Genomic DNA, 17506 nt, shown 5'->3' with positions numbered 1-17506 from the left:
CCACCGAGAACGGCCCCTCTCCTCGCTCATGCGATACGACAGGGGACGTACGGCTTGCATATGCGGCACAATCATCACGCCAGGCCGTTCGACGGACCGCCGCACGCCGCCGGGCCACGACATCGAGGAGTTCACCGTGCTGACCCGTTCCGCGCGCCCCACCCGCCGCCTGCCGCGGGCGGCCGGCACGGTGGCGGCGACGCTGCTGGCCCTGAGCGCCTGCTCCTCCTCGTCCGGCTCGGACACGGCCGCCGCTTCCGCGGACGGCTCGTCCTCCCCCCGCCTCTCCGGCACGGTCACCGTCTTCGCCGCCGCCTCCCTCGAGGAGAGCTTCACGGCGCTGGGCGAGAAGTTCGAGAAGACCCACCCCGGCACCGAGGTCGCCTTCAACTTCGCCGGCAGCGACTCGCTGGCCGCGAGCATCACCGGCGGCGCCCCCGCCGACGTCTTCGCCGCCGCCAGCCCCAAGACCATGGCGATCGTGACGGACGCCCGGGACAACGCCACCGCCCCGGTCGTCTTCGCCCGCAACCGGCTCGCCATCGCCACCCTGCCGGGCAACCCCGACAAGATCACCTCGTTGGAAGACCTCACCCGGTCCGGTCTGAAAGTCGTCCTCTGCGACAAGTCGGTGCCGTGCGGCGCCGCTACCCAGAAGGCCCTGGACGCCGCCGGCCTGAAGCTGACCCCGGTCTCCTACGAGCAGGACGTCAAGGGCGCCCTGACCAAGGTCGAGCTGAAGGAGGCCGACGCCGCGGTGGTGTACAAGACCGATGTGCACGCCGCCGGTGCCAAGGTGGAGGGCGTGGACTTCCCCGAGTCGGCCGACGCCGTCAACGACTACCCGATCGCCCTGCTCAAGGACGCCCCGAACACCGAGGCGGCCAAGGCCTTCATCGACCTGGTGCGGTCCGCCGAGGGCCGGCAGGCGCTCTCCGAGGCGGGGTTCCTCCAGCCGTGACCTCCCCGACCGCGGACACACTGCGCGGCGGCGCCGCACGGCGCGTCCGCACGGGCGTGCCGTTCGCGCTTCTCCTCCCCGCCCTCCTCGGCCTGGCCTTCCTGGTCCTCCCCCTGGTCGCCCTCCTCGTCCGGGCCCCCTGGCACAGCCTGCCCGAGCAGCTGACCAGCGCCGAGGTGTGGCAGGCCCTGCGGCTGTCCCTGGTCTGCGCCACGGCGGCGACGGCGCTCAGCCTGGTCGTGGGCGTGCCGCTGGCCTGGCTCCTGGCCCGTACGGAGTTCCCCGGCCGGGGCCTGGTCCGCGCCCTGGTCACGCTCCCGCTGGTACTGCCCCCGGTCGTGGGCGGCGTGGCCCTGCTGCTCGCCCTCGGCCGCAACGGCGTGGTGGGCCAGTGGCTGGACTCCTGGTTCGGCATCACGCTGCCCTTCACCACGGCCGGCGTCGTGCTCGCCGAGACGTTCGTGGCGATGCCGTTCCTCGTCATCAGCGTCGAGGGCACCCTGCGCGCCGCCGACCCCCGCTACGAGGAGGCCGCCACCACCCTGGGCGCCTCCCGCTTCACCGCCTTCCGCCGGGTCACCCTGCCCCTGATCGCCCCCGGCGTCGCGGCGGGCGCGGTCCTGGCCTGGGCCCGCGCCCTCGGCGAGTTCGGCGCGACGATCACCTTCGCGGGCAACTTCCCCGGCCGCACCCAGACGATGCCGCTCGCGGTCTACCTCGCCCTGCAGAACGACCCGGAGGCCGCCATCGCCCTCAGCCTGGTCCTGCTGACCGTCTCGATCGCGGTCCTGGCGGGCCTGCGGGACCGCTGGATGACACCGTCATGACCGCCGCAGCGGGTCAGGGCCTCGACGCCCGTCTCGTCGTCACGCACGCCCCGTTCCGACTGGACATCACCCTCACCGCCGCCCCGGGCGACGTCCTCGCCCTCCTCGGCCCCAACGGTGCCGGCAAGACGACCGCCCTGCGCGCCCTCGCCGGCCTCACCGCCCTCACCGACGGCCACCTCCACCTGGACGGCACGGCACTGGAACGTACGCCGCCCGAGGCCCGCCCGGTCGGCGTCGTCTTCCAGGACTACCTGCTGTTCCCGCACCTCACCGCCCTGGACAACGTGGCATTCGGCCCGCGCTGCCAGGGCGCGAGCAAGGCCGAGGCCCGCGCCGAGGCCGCCGTCTGGCTGGAACGCATGGGTCTCACCGAGCACGCCGGCGCCAAGCCCCGCCGTCTCTCCGGCGGCCAGGCCCAGCGCGTCGCCCTCGCCCGGGCCCTCGCCACCCGACCCCGGCTGCTCCTCCTGGACGAGCCGCTGGCGGCCCTGGACGCCCGCACCCGTCTGGAGGTGCGCGCCCAGCTCCGCCGCCACCTGGCCGAGTTCGAGGCAGTGGCCGTCCTGGTGACGCACGACCCGCTCGACGCGATGGTCCTCGCGGACCGGCTGGTCGTCGTCGAGCACGGCCGGATCGTCCAGGAAGGCACCCCCGCCGACATCGCCCGCCACCCCCGCACCGACTACATCGCCCAGCTCGTCGGCCTCAACCTCTACCGGGGCCGGGCCGAGGGCCACACCGTCCACCTCGACGCGGGCCCCGCCCTCACCACCACGGAAGTCCTCTCCGGGCCCGTCTACGTGGCGTTCCCGCCCAGCGCCGTCACCCTCTTCCGCGACCGCCCCACCGGCTCCAGCGCCCGCAACCTGTGGCGCTGCGAGGTCGCCGGCCTGGAGACCCACGGGGACCAGATCCGCGCCGACCTCACCGGCGAACTGCCCGTCGCCGCCGACCTGACGACGGTCGCCGCGGCGGAACTCGACCTCCACCCCGGCGCCCCGGTCTGGGCAACGGTGAAAGCGGCACAGACCCATGCGTACCCGGCCTGACCCCTCGCGAGCACTACGGTGGGGCGCCATGACGCTGAGCATCCGCAACCAGCTCCCCGGCACCGTCACCGACGTCACCACCGGCGAGGTCATGGCCATCGTGAGGATCCGTCTGACCGGCGGGCAGGACCTCACCGCGGCGATCACCCAGGAGGCGGCCGACGACCTCGCCCTGTCCGAGGGGACCTCCGTACGCGCCCTGGTGAAGTCGACGGAGGTCTCCCTCGCCACCGCGCACGTCGAGGGCCTCTCGATCCGCAACCAGCTCCCCGGCACGGTCACCGACGTCACGACCGGCGGCGCCATGGCCGCCGTCCGGGTATCCGTCGCGGGCGCCGAACTGACCGCCGCGATCACCCGGGAAGCCGCCACCGACCTCGCCCTGGCGGCGGGCTCCACCGTGGTCGCCCTGATCAAGTCGACCGAGGTCGCCCTCACGACCTCGTGACACGGTGACACCGCGTACGCCGAGGGGCTCCCGACCTGACCGGTCCGGGAGCCCCTCACACGCCTCGCCAGGCCGCTCGCTCAGTCCTCGTACGCGTCCAGCGGCGGGCACGAGCAGACCAGGTTCCGGTCCCCGAAGGCCTGGTCTATCCGGCGCACCGGCGGCCAGTACTTGTCGGCGGCGGACACCCCGGCCGGGAAGACGGCCTCCTCCCGGCTGTACGCGTGCTCCCACTCACCGCCGAGCGCACCCGCGGTGTGCGGGGCGTGGCGCAGCGGGTTGTCGTCCGCGGGCCACTGGCCGGAGCCGACCTTCTCGATCTCCGCACGAACGGCGATCATCGCCTCGCAGAACCGGTCGAGTTCGGTCAGGTCCTCGGACTCGGTCGGCTCGATCATCAGCGTCCCCGCCACCGGGAACGACATGGTCGGCGCGTGGAACCCGTAGTCGATGAGCCGCTTGGCGACGTCGTCGACGCTCACCCCGGTCGCCTTGGTCAGCGGCCGCAGATCGATGATGCACTCGTGCGCGACCAGCCCGCCGGGGCCGGTGTACAGCACCGGGTAGTGCGGCTCCAGCCGCTTGGCGACGTAGTTCGCCGACAGCACCGCCACCTGCGTGGCCCGCTTCAGCCCCGCGCCGCCCATGAGCCGCACGTACGCCCAGGAGATCGGCAGGATCCCCGCGGACCCCCACGGCGCCGCCGAGATCGGCCCCACACCCGTCTCGGGCCCGGCCGCCGGCTGCAACGGGTGGTTGGGCAGATACGGCGCCAGGTGCGACCGTACGGCCACCGGGCCGACGCCCGGACCGCCGCCCCCGTGCGGGATGCAGAACGTCTTGTGCAGGTTCAGGTGCGAGACGTCACCGCCGAAGTGCCCCGGCTTGGCCAGCCCGACGAGCGCGTTGAGGTTGGCGCCGTCCACGTACACCTGCCCGCCGGCCTCGTGGACCTGCGCGCAGATCTCCGCGACGTGCTCCTCGAACACCCCGTGCGTCGACGGGTAGGTGATCATCAGCACGGCCAGCTCGTCACGGTGCTTGTCGATCTTCGCCCGCAGGTCCTCGACGTCGATCTCGCCGTCCTCGGCGGTGTTCACCACGACGACCTTCATACCGGCCATCACGGCACTGGCGGCGTTCGTGCCGTGCGCGGACGACGGGATCAGGCACACCGTCCGCCGCTCGTCACCGTTGGCCCGGTGGTACCCCCGTACGGCCAGCAGCCCGGCCAGCTCGCCCTGCGACCCGGCGTTCGGCTGGAGGGACACCTTGTCGTACCCGGTGACCTCGGCGAGCCGCTCCTCCAGCTCCCGGATGAGCGTGAGGTAGCCCTGCGCCTGCTCGGCCGGCGCGAAGGGGTGCAGCTGCCCGAACTCCGGCCAGGTGACCGGCTCCATCTCGGTGGTCGCGTTGAGCTTCATGGTGCAGGAGCCCAACGGGATCATCCCGCGGTCCAGGGCGTAGTCCCGGTCGGCCAGTCGGCGCAGGTAGCGCAGCATCGCGGTCTCGGAGCGGTGCTGGTGGAAGACGGGGTGGGTGAGGACCTCGTCGGTGCGCAGCAGCGCGGCCGGCAGGGCGTCCTCGGTGGCCGCGTCCAGCGCTTCGATGTCGCCGTCGACCCCGAAGGCGGCCCACACGGCACGCACCTGCGCCCGCCCGGTGGTCTCGTCGCAGGCGAGCGACACCTGGTCGGTGTCGACGAGGTGCAGGTTGACGCCGTTCGCGCGGGCGGCGGCGACGACCTCGGCGGCCTTCCCGGGCACCCGGACGCTCAGCGTGTCGAAGTAGGAACCGTGCACCACCTCGACGCCACCGGCCGTGAGTCCCGCGGCGAGGACGGTCGCGTACCGGTGGGTGCGCCGGGCGATCGTCCTGAGCCCCTCGGGCCCGTGGTAGACGGCGTACATGCCGGCCATGACGGCGAGCAGGACCTGCGCGGTGCAGATGTTGCTGGTGGCCTTCTCCCGCCGGATGTGCTGCTCACGCGTCTGCAGCGCGAGCCGGTAGGCCTTGTTCCCGTCGGCGTCCACGGACACGCCCACCAGCCGCCCGGGCAGGCTGCGCGCGAACTTCTCGTGGACGGCCATGTAACCGGCGTGCGGCCCGCCGAAGCCCATCGGCACACCGAACCGCTGCGTCGTGCCGACCGCGATGTCCGCCCCCAGCTCACCGGGCGACTTCAGCAGCGTCAGCGCGAGCAGATCGGCGGCGACGGTCACCAGCGCCCCCAGCTCGTGCGCCTGCCTGATCACCGCCTCGATGTCGCGTACGGCACCGGAGGCGCCCGGGTACTGGATCAGCACGCCGTTGATCTCCCGCGCGGCGATCTCGGCCGGGATGCCCTCGCTGAGGTCGGCGACGACCACCTCGACCCCGGTCGGCTCGGCCCGGGTCTCGATCACGGCGATGGTCTGCGGCAGCACGTCCGCGTCGATCAGGAACAGCCCCTTCTTGTTCCTGCCCATGCGCCGGGACAGCGCCATCGCCTCGGCGGCGGCCGTGCCCTCGTCGAGCAGCGAGGCACCCGAGGTCGGCAGCCCGGTGAGGTCCGCGACCATGGTCTGGAAGTTCAGCAGCGCCTCGAGCCGCCCCTGCGAGATCTCCGGCTGGTACGGCGTGTAGGCCGTGTACCAGGCCGGGTTCTCCATGACGTTGCGCAGGATGACGGGCGGAGTGAAGGTCCCGTAGTACCCGAGCCCGATCATGGAGTCGAGCACCTGGTTGCGGTCGGCCAGCGCACGCAGCTCGGCGAGCACCTCGGCCTCGGAACGCGCGTCCGGCAGGTCCAGGGCATCGGCGTTCTTGATCACATCCGGCACCGCGGCGGCGGTCAGCTCGTCCAGCGAGCCGTACCCCACCTGCGCGAGCATCTTGGCCCGCGCCTCCTGGTCGGGCCCGATGTGGCGATGCTCGAAGGGAATTCCCTGTTCGAGGTCGGAGAGCGGAATGCGATGGGCGGTCATTGCGGAGGCCTCCTGGTCTGACGCGACCTTCGAGGGGCACCACGGCACGGGTACCCGGACGGCCTCCCCCTCTGTCATCTCAACCTGAGAGCTTCACCGGCCGCCCGCGGGCGCCCGGCTTTCACCGTCGGTGAGAGCGGAAGCCGTCGACACCCGCCCTGCTTTCCAGAGTGACCTCGTCCGTGCGGTACGTGAGCCTGAGAGATTCCGGGGAGGATTTGCTCCTTCGGCGCCTCCGATGGTGTCCGGAGGACTCTCCCGCACGGGGTCAGCAGCCGTTGCCAGACTACCAGCGAGGTCAATGCCGCCGACTTCGAGTGGCCGCTCGCCCCGATGTGCTCTTTTGTAGTGCTTACGGATGATTTGCGACCACTTGGAGGGCCCGTGCAGACCGACACCGATCCGCGCAACCTGATCGGCCGCAAGGCGTTCGACCGCAACGGCATCAAGATCGGCACGATCGACGAGGTGTACCTCGACGACGCGACCGGCGTGCCGGAGTGGGCGGCCATACGGACCGGCCTGTTCTCCCGGGACGCCTTCGTCCCCCTGGAGCCCAGTGAGCTGGTCGAGGGCACCCTGCGCGTCCCCTTCGACCGGGCCCTGATCAAGGACGCCCCCGACTTCGGCGTGGGCCGCCACCTCTCCCCTGAGCAGGAACTCCAGCTCTACCACCACTACGGCCTCGACGTGTCCGCCCCTCCGTCGGTCCCCGACCACGACTTCGGCAGGCTGGCCGGCACCGACGAGAGCTGAGCCGAATGGCGTCCGCGCCCCCGAAGGCCATCGGCGCGTGAACGCCCCCACCGATCCCCGTACCTCCGTCGGCCCACCGGGCGACCCGCCGACCCCCGCCCCCTCCGCACGCCGCGCCACCCGTCACCCGGCAACAGCCCCGCACGCCGCTCGCCCCACCGGGTGAATCACCCGATCGACGCCTCCCTCTCCAGGCCGCACCGCCCTGGTGACCACGTCACACCACGCCCGGTACCACCCGTCATCCGACATCACCCCCCGCACGCCGCTCCCCCGCCCCGCCGACCGTCTCCGCCATCCATTCCTCCCCCTCTCCGCGCCGCACCAGCGGCAACGGATCCGCCGGTTCCAGATCCGGATCGTCGATCCGGAACGTCCGCACCCGCCCCGGCGCCGAGTCGGGCGTCTCGAACCGCACGGTGACCCGCCCCAGCCCGCTGCCCTGCACCCATCCGTGCCCCAGCTCGGCATGGCGCACGTCGTGCCCCGGCCGCCACCGGTGCTCGACCGGCACCGCCTCCTCCGGCGCGGGCTCGTCCGCGATCTCCTCCTCGGCCCCCTCCCCCCGGTCCTCCGCCGCCTGCGCGAACAGGTCCTCCTGGGTGAAGTCCGCCAGACCGCTCACGCCCACGCCGAGCAGCCGCACCCCACCCGTGGTGTCCACCGACTCCAGCAGCCGTGCCGCCGCCTCCCGCACCACCGCCGGATCGTCCGTGGGCCCGCGCAGGGTCTCGGACCGGGTGAGCGTGGAGAAGTCGTAGCGGCGCACCTTCAGCACGATCGTCCGCCCCGACAGACCCGCCCCGCGCAGCCGGCGCACACACCGCTCCGCCAGCCGCTGCACCTCCAGCTCCACCCGCACCCGGTCATGGATGTCCACGTCGTACGTGTCCTCGACCGACACCGACTTGGTCTCCCGCTCGGCGACCACAGGCCGGTCGTCGCGGGCCAGCGCCATGGCGTACAGCCCGTGCCCGTGCGCCTTGCCCAGCAGACGGACCAGCTCGTCCTCACCGGCCTCGGCGAGCTCGTCGACGGTGGTGATGCCCGCCCGTCTGAGATGGTCGCCCGTCGCCGGGCCGACCCCCGGCAGGGTCCGCACCGGCATGGGACCCAGCAGCGCCCGCTCGGTCCCCGGTTCGATCAGCACCAGCCCATCGGGTTTGGCCTGCTCGGAGGCGATCTTCGCGAGCATTTTGGAGGCGGCCAGCCCCACTGACCCGGTGAGCCCCGTGACGGCCCGGATGTCCGCGCGCAGCCGGGTGCCCGCCGACCGCGCCGAGGCGCTGTCCCAGGCCGCTCCCCCTGCCTCCAGATCCACGAAGGCCTCGTCCAGACTGAGCGGCTCCACCAGCGGGGACAGCGCCCGCAGCAGCCCCATGACCTGATCGCTGATCGACCGGTAGAACCCGCCGCGCGGCACCAGGTAGGCGGCGTTCGGCGCGAGCCTGCGCGCCTGGGCCATGGGCATCGCCGAGTGCACCCCGAAGGCCCGCGCCTCGTACGAGGCGGTCGCCACCACCCCGCGCGGACCGAGACCACCCACGATCACCGCTTTCCCGCGCAGACTCGGCTTGGATGCCTGCTCCGCCTGGGCGAAGAAGGCATCCATGTCGAGATGCAGGATCGTGGGCGCGTTTCTCACATCTCCGATGCTGCACCACGCCACTGACAATGAGGCCGGACCACCTGCCCGGGGCCCCTGTGAGCGGTCTCAGACGGCCCGGTTGCGCCGTCGCGCCAGCTCGTCCGCGGGGTTGTGTCCGACGAGCGTCTCCCCGGTGTCGACCCGCTCACCGTGCAGCTGGGACAACGCGCTCTCCACGTCCCGCCACACCACACCGACCGCGATGCCGAAGATGCCCTGACCGCCCTGGAGCAGCGCGTGCACCTCGTCGGGCGAGGTGCACTCGTAGACCGTGGCGCCGTCGCTCATCAGCGTCATCCGCTCCAGATCACGGAACCCGCGCTCCCGCAGATGCTGGACGGCGGTACGGATGTTCTGCAGCGACACACCGGTGTCGAGGAAACGCTTGACGATCTTCAGGACGACGACGTCCCGGAAGCTGTACAGGCGCTGTGTGCCGGACCCGTGGGCGGGCCGTACGCTCGGCTCGACCAGCCCGGTGCGCGCCCAGTAGTCCAACTGGCGGTAGGTGATGCCGGCGGCCGCACAGGCCGTCGGACCGCGGTAGCCGATCTGCTCGGATGCCATGGACGCCGCCCCTCCGCTGCTCGGCACGGCCGCCGGTCGCTGCGGAACATGATCGGCCGCGCTGCCGTGATGGGCGTAGCCTCCGCCTGAGCGGAGCCGAGAGCTTGGGGGAGGGTACGGACCGCTTCCCCCGACACCGAGTCCGGGGGCACCCCCAGCCGTACCGTCGCCGCTGCTTCTCACGCCGACCTCCGTCCTTGACCTGCCTTCTCGACGGTAGGCAGTCACCAGGGGTGCGTCAACGATCGCCACACTCGCCACGCCGAGTGATAATCACCCTAAGAGTGGTTTCCCGCACCCCACCGCGGGGAAAGGCTAGCCGAATGCGCTGAGCGCAAGCCGCAGGACGCTCTCACACTCCGTTGGCACATGCCGGGAACGGGCGGCCTCGCCACCGCGCACCACCCGCTTCCCGTACCTACTGGTTGCTGGTGCCGAAGTCCTCCGGCGAGATCTGGTCGAGGAACTCGCGGAACTTCTCCACCTCGTCCTCCTGCTCGTCCGGAATGGCGATACCCGCGTCGTCCAGCACCGTGTCACTGCCGTAGATCGGCGTGCCGGTGCGCAGGGCCAGCGCTATGGCGTCGGACGGGCGCGCGCTCACCTCGACCCCGCTGGCGAAGACCAGCTCCGCGTAGAAGACGCCCTCACGCAGGTCCGTGATGCGCACTTCCGTGAGCTCCTGGCCGACGGCCTCCAGCACGTCCTTGAACAGGTCGTGGGTCAGCGGCCGTGCGGGAGCCATGCCCTGCTGGGCGAAGGCGATGGCCGTGGCCTCTCCCGGTCCGATCCAGATGGGGAGGTAACGGTCGCCTCCCACTTCACGCAGCAGCACGATCGGTTGGTTGGAGGGCATCTCGACCCGGACACCTACGACATCGAGCTCGTTCACACAGCAACCCTAGGCCGTGCTCGGGACGTTTGGGTAGTCGGGCCGGGAACGGGTGACCGATCCGCCCACCCGCAGACCCCCGTCTCAGGGCAGCCGCACCCCGAGCGCGGTCTGCACCAGCGCCGCGTGCAGCCGGACCGTGAGCCCGGCGATCTCCTTGGCGCGGGCCTCCGCATGGGCCCTGGTCTGCGGATTCCGGTGCCGCTTCAGCGGGGCGACCACCTGGTCCACCAGCCCGGCCTCACGATCGGCCGCGGCCTTCATCACCCGCAGATGCCGGGGCTCGATCCCAAAACGCCCCAGCTCGGCGATCAGCGAGGCGACCGTGGCCGCCTCGGCGTCGTACACCCCACCCTCCAGCGGCACGAGGAGGCCGTACGACTCCCACTCGTCGAGGTCCCGCTCGTCGATCCCGGCGGCCGCCAGCAACTCCGACCGCCCGATCCGGGCGGCGGTGGGCACCTCGGAGGCCTCCGGGACGGCCTCCCCGTCCCGCTGCCGGCCCAGCGTCGGCAACGGCACGGCCTCGCCGCGCTCCATGGCGTCCAGGTGCTCCCGGATCACCTTGAGCGGCAGATAGTGGTCCCGCTGCATGCGCAGCACGTGCCCGAGACGCTCGACGTCCTCGGCGCTGAACTTGCGATACCCCGACGGGGTCCGCTGCGGCTCGACGAGCCCTTCCGACTCCAGGAAACGGATCTTGGAGATGGTGACATCGGGGAACTCGTCGCGCAGCAGGTTCAGCACCGTGCCGATGCTCATCGGACCACCGTCCGCGGCGGCGGTGCCGTGTCCGGCACCGCCCCTCGGTGTTCGCAGCATGGACCTTCCCTGGGGGATCCCCCCGGACCGAGTCCGGAGGGTCAGTAGCCTCGCTGGCTCGCGTAGAAGACCAGCCGGTACTTGCCGATCTGCACCTCGTCACCGTTCGACAGGGGAACCTCGTCGATCCGCTCCCGGTTGACGTAGGTACCGTTCAGACTGCCGACGTCGGCCACCGTGAACGAGCCGTCGGGACGGCGCCGGAACTCCACATGGCGACGCGAGACCGTCACGTCGTCCAGGAAGATGTCGCTCTGCGGATGACGCCCGGCCGTGGTCAGGTCGCCGTCCAACAGGAAGCGGCTGCCCGAGTTGGGCCCGCGGCGCACGACCAGCAGCGCGGAACCGAGCGGCAACGCGTCCACCGCCGCCTGCGCCTCCGGGGAGAGCGCCGGCAACTGCGTCTGGCCGGTGGTCTCGGAGTCGTAGGCCTCGAGACCGGAGATCGAGATCGTGGAGGTCGTCTCCGACGCGCGCTCGGGCGTCAGGCCAGGACGCAACGGAGCACCGCAGTTGGAGCAGAAGCGGCTGTTCTCCGCGTTGCGGTTACCGCACCTCGTACACACCAGGGCCGACATAGGGGAAAACCCTCCACCCGTACTTGAGGTTGACGGTTGGCCGAAACCTATGCCGCCGGACTGGGCAGGGTCAACAGACGCCGCGCCCTGGCCTCCGGAAATGTCACCGCCCGGACCACCCACCTGGTCCCGGAACAGCGGCCGCTGACCTTCTGCGTCAGGCTGTGCGCGATGACGGGCGGTCGCGTTGTCGCTGCCCTCTCGCGCGCTCTTGCCGAACAACTTCGCAAACAACTTCACGGGCGATTCCCCTTGACCGAAACAGACCCGCCCGTGGGGCAGGACGAACCCTGACTGAATACACCGGCCGACCCGGACACCTTCACAACGTCCGTATCCACCAGACAGTTTCCACCACGCACCACCCGATCGGTGCGCCGACCCCCCGCAACCTCATGCCCCTGCCGGACCGCCCCCATGCACCCCCGCTTCACTGCGAGGACGACCGAGCGTAGTCAGGCTGCTTCGCCGCCCGCAAGGCGTCCACAACGATCTTGGTCGATCGCTCGACGGTCACGGTGGCCTGCTCCTTCTCCAGGGTCTGCACCACGCCTCCAGGGATGTTGAGCGCCGGTTCGAGGTCCTGCGGCTTGCCGATGACCTTGAAACGATAGGGCGCGTTGATCTTGTTCCCGTCGACGCTCACGCTCTTGTCGGAATCCGTCAGATACGTGCCTGCGACGACCCGTACGCCGTTCACCTGGATCGCCTCCGCGCCGGCCGCGCGCAGCTCCTGGATCGCGTCGAGCAGCATGTCCGCCTCGACCGTCCCCTTCGTGTCCTCGATAGTCATCGTGATGCCGGGCCCCTGCGCAGCCACCGTGCCCGCCAGAATGCCGAGTTGCTTCTCCTTCTCGGCCGTCTGCTTGCGGGCCTCCTCGGCCTGGTCCGAGCTGTTCTCCAGCTCTTCCTGCTGCTTCTCGAGACCCTGCTTCTCGTCCTCAAGACGCTGACTGCGGTCGTCGAGTTCATCGAGGATGCGCACAAGATCCTCCTGGCGCGCTCCGCGCAGCGCGTTGCCGCTGTCGCTGTTGGAGGCGACCTGGACGGCCAGGCCGAACCCGAGCCCGAACAGCAGTAGCGCGACGATCAGTTGGGCACGGGTCACCCGCGGCGGCCACAGCCCCTTCACCAGCCGCTGCCGCCCGGTCAGCGTCGGCTCTCCCGTCCCGGCGGGCCCGGCGTCCGGCGCCTCGGCCACCTGCACCTCCTCGGGCAGCTCCTTGCGCAGCCGGTTCGCGGGAATCTCGTCCTGGTTGCTCATCGGCCTCACGCCCGGAACACGTGCCGGCGGATCGCCGCGGCGTTGGAGAAGATCCGGATGCCGAGGACGACCACCACACCCGTCGACAACTGCGCGCCGACACCCAACTCGTCGCCCAGGAACACGATCAGCGCGGCCACGACCACGTTCGACAGGAACGACACCACGAACACCTTGTCGTCGAAGATGCCGTCGAGCATGGCCCGCAGACCACCGAAGACGGCGTCCAGCGCCGCCACGACGGCGATCGGCAGATACGGCACGACGGCCGCCGGAACCTCGGGCCGGACCAACAGGCCGGCCACGACTCCCACGACGAGGCCCAGTACGGCGATCACGATGCGTCCTTCTCAGTTCTCGGCTGTGCTGTACGTACGATCACACTCGGTGCGGCGGGCAGCCGGACGTCGTCCTCCACGGAGATGGCGGTCCGGATCCCGAAATTCTCCTGCAAGGCGTGCAGATACAGCCCGTCGGCGCTGTCCTGGAACCGCGTGCTGAGGTTCTTCCCGTCCCCCACGGCGAGCACGGTGTACGGCGGCACGAGCGGCTTGTTGTCGACCAGTATCGCGTCGCCCGCGGCCCTGATCGCCGACAGAGCCGTCAGCCGCTGTCCGTTGATCGAGACGGCCTCGGCGCCAGAGGCCCACAGCCCGTTGACCACCCGCTGCAGGTCACGGTCGCGCACTCGCCCGGTGTCGGAGAAGCCGGACGTCTCGCGCGGGTCGCCGCCGCCTCCGGTGGTGGCTTCCTTCGCGTCGTCCACGACGAGCTTGATGCCGGGCCCGCGCACCTCCACGGCGCCCGCCAGGATCCCCACCAGCTCCGTCTGCCCACTGCCGCCGCTCTGCTTGAGCGCCTCCTGCTGCCGGGCGCTCACGTCCTCCCGCAGCTTGTCCACAGTGCTCTCGAGCTTGTCCGCCGCCTCCGTCTCGCGGTCGATGCGGTCGATCAGCTCCTCGCGCTCCTTGGCCACGACGGGCGCCGCCACCCGCGCCTGCGCCGCACCCACAGTCACGACAAGGGCCGCGAGCACCAGCCCGGCGGCCAGACCCAGCTTCGCCCGCAGCGTCCTGGGCAGGCCACCGCCGTCCTCGGCCTTCCTGCGGGCGGCGGCCTCGGCGTAGCCGTCGTCGAGGCTGTGGTCCATGACGTTGGTGAGCAGCGACATGGACGCGTCCGGGCGCGACGCGCGCGCGGGTGTGCTCCGAACGGGGGGCTGCTGCGGCATGCCGCACATCGTCGCATGTCGCGGCCGCTACCTCCGAATGGCCCCACCGGCGTGCCGGACAGGCCCCGTCGGGGACACTTGTCCGACACGCGCGCGTGGTACGTGATCTCAGCGGCCGGCGCTGTCCACGACCGAGGTCCACTCGTCCAGCAGCGCCTGGGCGGAGGCGTCGTCGGGCCCCTCCGCCCACAGATGGGTGACCGCCTCGGCCGGGTCCGGCAGCACCATCACCCAGCGCCCGTCGGTCTCCACCACGCGGACGCCGTCGGTGGTGTCCACGTAGCGGTCTCCGGCCGCCTCGACGACCCTCCGCATGACAAGCCCCTTGACGGCCCACGGGGTCGCCAGATCCCGCTTCAGGACGTGCGCCCGCGGAATCCTCGCGTCGATCTGGCTCAGCGTGAGCTGCGTTCGGGCCACGAGCCCGATCAGCCGCACGAAGGCCGCCGTACCGTCGAAGACACTGCTGAACTCCGGGACGATGAATCCGCCCTTGCCGTCCCCGCCGAAGATGGTCGACTCGTCCTGCCCGACCCTGGTCAGGTCGTCGGGAGACGTCGTCGTCCACTCGACCTGTGTCCCGTGGTACGCCGCCACCTGCTCGGCGATCCGTGTCGTGGTCACCGGCAGGGCCACCCGCCCGCTGCGCCGCTCGGCGGCCACCAGGTCGAGCATCACCAGCAGCGCCCGGTCGTCCTCGATGATCCGCCCCTTCTCGTCCACCAGGGACAGCCGCTCACCCACCGGGTCGAACCGCACGCCGAACGCGGCCCGCGAGGACGCCACGATCTCCCCGAGCCGCACGAGCCCCCGGCGCCGCATGTCGGCGGTCTCCGTCGGCCTGGACTCGTCCAGACCGGGGTTGATCGTCAGCGAGTCCACCCCGAGCTTGCCGAGCAGACTCGGCAGCACGAGCCCGGCACTGCCGTTCGACGCGTCCACCACGACCTTCAGCCCGGACTCGGAGATCCCGGTCGTGTCCACGTTCCGCAACAGCGACCCGGTGTACGAGTCGAACACACTGGCCGGGAAATGCAGGTCCCCGATCTCTCCGGGGAACGCCCGCCGGTACTCCTGCCGCGCGAACACCCGGTCCAGCTTCCGCTGGCTGCCCTGTGACAGGTCGGCGCCCTGCCCGTCGAAGAACATGATGTCCACGGAGTCCGGCACCCCGGGCGAGGTCCGGATCATGATCCCGCCGGCACTTCCCCGAGCCGTCTGCTGCCGCGCCACGGGCAACGGCACGTTCTCAAGATCCCTTACGTCGATGGCGCTGGCCTGCAACGCGGAGATGACCGCCCGCTTCAGCGCCCGCGCACCACGCGAGTGGTCGCGGGCCGTGGTGACGGTGGAGCCCTTCTTGAGGGTCGTCGCGTACGCGCCGGCCAGGCGCACGGCCAGCTCGGGCGTGATCTCGACGTTCAGGATCCCGGACACCCCGCGCGCACCGAACAGATGCGCCTGGCCCCGGGACTCCCAGATCACCGACGTGTTGACGAAGGCGCCCGCCTCGATCGTCTTGAACGGGTAGACCCGCACATTGCCCTGCACGATCGATTCTTCACCGATCAGGCATTCATCACCGATGACCGCGCCGTCCTCGATGCGGGCCGCCCGCATGATGTCGGTGTTCTTCCCGACGACGCAGCCGCGGAGATTGCTGTGCTGCCCCACATACACGTTGTCGTGCACGACGGCCTTGTGCAGAAACGCCCCGCTCTTGACGACGACGTTGGACCCGACGACGGTGTGCTCACGGATTTCGGCGCCGGCCTCCACCTTCGCGTAGTCCCCGATGTAGAGCGGCCCGCGCAGAACCGCATCGGGATGCACCTCGGCACCTTCGGCGACCCACACACCGGGCGAGATCTCGAAGCCGTCGATCTCGACGTCGACCTTGCCTTCCAGGACGTCGGCCTGGGCCTTCACATAGCTCTCGTGGGTGCCGACGTCCTCCCAGTAGCCCTCGGCGACATAGCCGTAGATCGGCTTGCCTTCCTTCATCAGCTGTGGGAAGACATCGCCGGACCAGTCGACGGGCACATCGGCCTCGACATAGTCGAAGACCTCGGGCTCCATGACGTAGATACCGGTGTTCACTGTGTCCGAGAAGACCTGGCCCCAGGTCGGCTTCTCCAGGAAACGCTCGACCTTTCCCTCTTCGTCGACGATCGTGATGCCGAATTCCAGCGGATTGGGGACCCGTGTCAGACAGACGGTGACGAGGGCGCCCTTTTCCTTGTGGAAGTTGATCAGCTCGGTGAGGTCGAAGTCGGTCAGCGCATCACCGGAGATGACGAGGAAGGCGTCGTCCTTCAACGCCTCCTCTGCGTTTTTGACGCTTCCGGCGGTACCGAGTGGCTTCTCCTCGTTGGCATAGCTGAGCTCCATTCCGAGCTCTTCACCGTCACCGAAGTAGTTCTTGACCAGCGACGCCAAAAACTGAACGGTGACGACGGTCTCGTTGAGCCCATGCCTTTTGAGCAGCCTCAGAACGTGCTCCATGATCGGCCGGTTGGCCACCGGCAGGAGCGGCTTGGGCATACTCGAGGTCATAGGACGAAGGCGCGTGCCTTCGCCTCCGGCCATCACGACGGCCTTCATGTCGGAAGCGTCCTCCTTGAAGAGACGACGGTCTAGCCGACTTCACCCGTCCAGATTGTCCCGCACTTTTCCGCCGCGGGCCATCGAGCCACTACTAAGCGTCAATCGGCGAGATCAGTCGGCCATGGCGTCCGCACGGACCAGGCGGCGGACTTGTACCACGTAGAGGACTCCTGCCCACCAGTAGAGGGTTGTACCCCATCCTGCGAACGCCCATCCGAAAATTGCAGCGAGTGACGCCAACCATCCACTTCCGTCACTGAGCAGCAGAAGCGGGAAGGCGTACATCAGGTTGAAGGTGGCCGCCTTCCCGAGGAAATTAACCTGCGGCGGCGGATAGCCGTGCCGTCTGAGGATGGCCACCATCACCAGCAGAACCAGTTCCCGCGCGAGAAGTACAGCCGTCAACCAGAGGGGGAGAATCTCCCGCCAGGTGAGGCCGAGCAGAGTCGAGAGAATGTAGAGCCGGTCCGCGGCCGGGTCGAGGAGCCGGCCCAGGTTGCTGATCTGGTTCCAGCGCCGCGCCAGCTTGCCGTCCAGGTAGTCGGTGACCCCGCTCAGGGCCAGCACCAGCAGCGCCCAACCGTCACTCTGCGGCCCTCCGAACTCGGGTCGAAGAATCAGCCACAGGAAGAGCGGCACGCCGGCGAGACGCGCCATGCTGAGGATGTTGGGGATGGTGAGGACCCGGTCGGTCTGAACACGGGTCTCCTGGACCTCCACCCGGGGGCCTCCGTAGAAAACGAGCCAACGATGCTCCCTGACCTTACCTCAACGCAAAAAAGCTCTGGCTCTCGGGCTGATGCCCGAGAGCCAGAGCTCTAAGAGGAGTTCGGCGGCGTCCTACTCTCCCACAGGGTCCCCCCTGCAGTACCATCGGCGCTGTAAGG

The 17506-nt window shown here is 70.2% G+C and carries 16 protein-coding genes and 1 riboswitch; of the genes, 5 read left to right on the top strand and 11 right to left on the bottom strand.

The genetic code is table 11. The annotated features are described in order from the left end of the window. Nucleotides 1-139: 139 nt before the first annotated feature. From modA to ALMP_RS41935, 4 genes are read left to right on the top strand one after another with little or no spacing between them, the layout of a single operon-like run. The gene (gene modA, locus ALMP_RS41950; RefSeq protein ID WP_264937396.1) at nucleotides 140-961 is read left to right on the top strand and encodes a molybdate ABC transporter substrate-binding protein; all 822 of its coding nucleotides are present in this window, start codon (nucleotides 140-142) and stop codon (nucleotides 959-961) included. After that, a complete protein-coding gene (locus tag ALMP_RS41945; protein ID WP_264937296.1) occupies nucleotides 958-1788 on the top strand; it encodes an ABC transporter permease in 831 nt (276 codons plus the stop codon). The genes modA and ALMP_RS41945 overlap by 4 nt, the downstream gene beginning before the upstream one ends. Beyond that, entirely contained in the window at nucleotides 1785-2840 is a 1056-nt protein-coding gene (locus tag ALMP_RS41940; protein WP_264937295.1) for an ABC transporter ATP-binding protein, read from the top strand. The genes ALMP_RS41945 and ALMP_RS41940 overlap by 4 nt, the downstream gene beginning before the upstream one ends. 28 nt (nucleotides 2841-2868) lie before the next feature. Beyond that, nucleotides 2869-3288 carry a molybdopterin-binding protein gene (locus ALMP_RS41935; RefSeq protein ID WP_264937294.1) on the top strand — a complete coding sequence of 140 codons (420 nt, stop codon included), beginning with the start codon at nucleotides 2869-2871 and terminating at the stop codon, nucleotides 3286-3288. An 80-nt stretch (nucleotides 3289-3368) separates the two neighbouring features. Here the strand turns inward: ALMP_RS41935 and gcvP are convergent, their stop codons facing one another. Then, nucleotides 3369-6254, bottom strand: coding sequence for an aminomethyl-transferring glycine dehydrogenase (gcvP, locus tag ALMP_RS41930; RefSeq protein ID WP_264937293.1), 2886 nt, complete (start codon nucleotides 6252-6254; stop codon nucleotides 3369-3371). Nucleotides 6255-6429: 175 nt separating this feature from the next. Next, nucleotides 6430-6525: riboswitch (glycine riboswitch) on the bottom strand. A 113-nt stretch (nucleotides 6526-6638) separates the two neighbouring features. On the opposite strand from gcvP, the gene ALMP_RS41925 reads away from it, so the two are divergent. Next, nucleotides 6639-7010, top strand: a complete 372-nt coding sequence (locus tag ALMP_RS41925; RefSeq protein WP_264937292.1) for a PRC-barrel domain-containing protein — start codon at nucleotides 6639-6641, stop codon at nucleotides 7008-7010. Between the two features lie 241 nt (nucleotides 7011-7251). On the opposite strand, the gene ALMP_RS41920 is transcribed toward ALMP_RS41925, so the two are convergent. The 10 genes from ALMP_RS41920 to ALMP_RS41875 all read right to left on the bottom strand — a co-directional run bounded on the left by ALMP_RS41920 (nucleotide 7252) and on the right by ALMP_RS41875 (nucleotide 17339). Further along, nucleotides 7252-8655: a DNA polymerase IV gene (locus tag ALMP_RS41920; protein ID WP_264937291.1), complete on the bottom strand. Its 1404-nt coding sequence runs from the start codon at nucleotides 8653-8655 to the stop codon at nucleotides 7252-7254. 69 nt (nucleotides 8656-8724) lie between these two features. After that, nucleotides 8725-9408, bottom strand: a complete 684-nt coding sequence (locus ALMP_RS41915) for a MerR family transcriptional regulator (protein ID WP_264937290.1) — start codon at nucleotides 9406-9408, stop codon at nucleotides 8725-8727. A gap of 235 nt (nucleotides 9409-9643) precedes the next feature. After that, nucleotides 9644-10117 carry a bifunctional nuclease family protein gene (locus ALMP_RS41910; protein WP_004934251.1) on the bottom strand — a complete coding sequence of 158 codons (474 nt, stop codon included), beginning with the start codon at nucleotides 10115-10117 and terminating at the stop codon, nucleotides 9644-9646. 84 nt (nucleotides 10118-10201) lie between these two features. Next, on the bottom strand, nucleotides 10202-10939 hold the full coding sequence (locus ALMP_RS41905; RefSeq protein WP_264937288.1) for a MerR family transcriptional regulator: 738 nt from the start codon (nucleotides 10937-10939) through the stop codon (nucleotides 10202-10204). A gap of 41 nt (nucleotides 10940-10980) precedes the next feature. Next, the gene (locus ALMP_RS41900) at nucleotides 10981-11865 is read right to left on the bottom strand and encodes a zinc-ribbon and FHA domain-containing protein (protein WP_264937395.1); all 885 of its coding nucleotides are present in this window, start codon (nucleotides 11863-11865) and stop codon (nucleotides 10981-10983) included. A gap of 82 nt (nucleotides 11866-11947) precedes the next feature. Then, the gene (locus ALMP_RS41895) at nucleotides 11948-12781 is read right to left on the bottom strand and encodes a DUF881 domain-containing protein (protein ID WP_264937287.1); all 834 of its coding nucleotides are present in this window, start codon (nucleotides 12779-12781) and stop codon (nucleotides 11948-11950) included. A gap of 5 nt (nucleotides 12782-12786) precedes the next feature. Then, complete coding sequence (locus tag ALMP_RS41890; protein WP_264937286.1) at nucleotides 12787-13119, bottom strand: small basic family protein; 333 nt, start codon at nucleotides 13117-13119, stop codon at nucleotides 12787-12789. Next, the gene (locus ALMP_RS41885) at nucleotides 13116-14012 is read right to left on the bottom strand and encodes a DUF881 domain-containing protein (protein ID WP_264937285.1); all 897 of its coding nucleotides are present in this window, start codon (nucleotides 14010-14012) and stop codon (nucleotides 13116-13118) included. The genes ALMP_RS41890 and ALMP_RS41885 overlap by 4 nt, the downstream gene beginning before the upstream one ends. Nucleotides 14013-14120: 108 nt before the next feature. Further along, complete coding sequence (locus ALMP_RS41880) at nucleotides 14121-16616, bottom strand: mannose-1-phosphate guanyltransferase (RefSeq protein ID WP_264937284.1); 2496 nt, start codon at nucleotides 16614-16616, stop codon at nucleotides 14121-14123. Between the two features lie 114 nt (nucleotides 16617-16730). Continuing rightward, complete coding sequence (locus ALMP_RS41875) at nucleotides 16731-17339, bottom strand: CDP-alcohol phosphatidyltransferase family protein (protein WP_264937283.1); 609 nt, start codon at nucleotides 17337-17339, stop codon at nucleotides 16731-16733. Nucleotides 17340-17506 lie beyond the last annotated feature (167 nt).

This window comes from Streptomyces sp. A012304 (assembly GCF_026008495.1).
In the GTDB taxonomy this organism is placed as follows: domain Bacteria; phylum Actinomycetota; class Actinomycetes; order Streptomycetales; family Streptomycetaceae; genus Streptomyces.
The sequence above is the reverse complement of the archived record's forward strand: the minus strand, read 5'-3'. Positions and strand labels throughout refer to the sequence as shown.

Excerpts from the sequence above, each read along its gene's own strand:
- ALMP_RS41895 (WP_264937287.1), bottom strand. The coding sequence starts at position 12,781 with ATGAGCAACCAGGACGAGATTCCCGCGAACCGGCTGCGCAAGGAGCTG.
- ALMP_RS41935 (WP_264937294.1), top strand. The coding sequence starts at position 2,869 with ATGACGCTGAGCATCCGCAACCAGCTCCCCGGCACCGTCACCGACGTC.
- ALMP_RS41880 (WP_264937284.1), bottom strand. The coding sequence starts at position 16,616 with ATGAAGGCCGTCGTGATGGCCGGAGGCGAAGGCACGCGCCTTCGTCCT.
- ALMP_RS41885 (WP_264937285.1), bottom strand. The coding sequence starts at position 14,012 with ATGCCGCAGCAGCCCCCCGTTCGGAGCACACCCGCGCGCGCGTCGCGC.
- ALMP_RS41940 (WP_264937295.1), top strand. The coding sequence starts at position 1,785 with ATGACCGCCGCAGCGGGTCAGGGCCTCGACGCCCGTCTCGTCGTCACG.
- ALMP_RS41905 (WP_264937288.1), bottom strand. The coding sequence starts at position 10,939 with ATGCTGCGAACACCGAGGGGCGGTGCCGGACACGGCACCGCCGCCGCG.
- gcvP (WP_264937293.1), bottom strand. The coding sequence starts at position 6,254 with ATGACCGCCCATCGCATTCCGCTCTCCGACCTCGAACAGGGAATTCCC.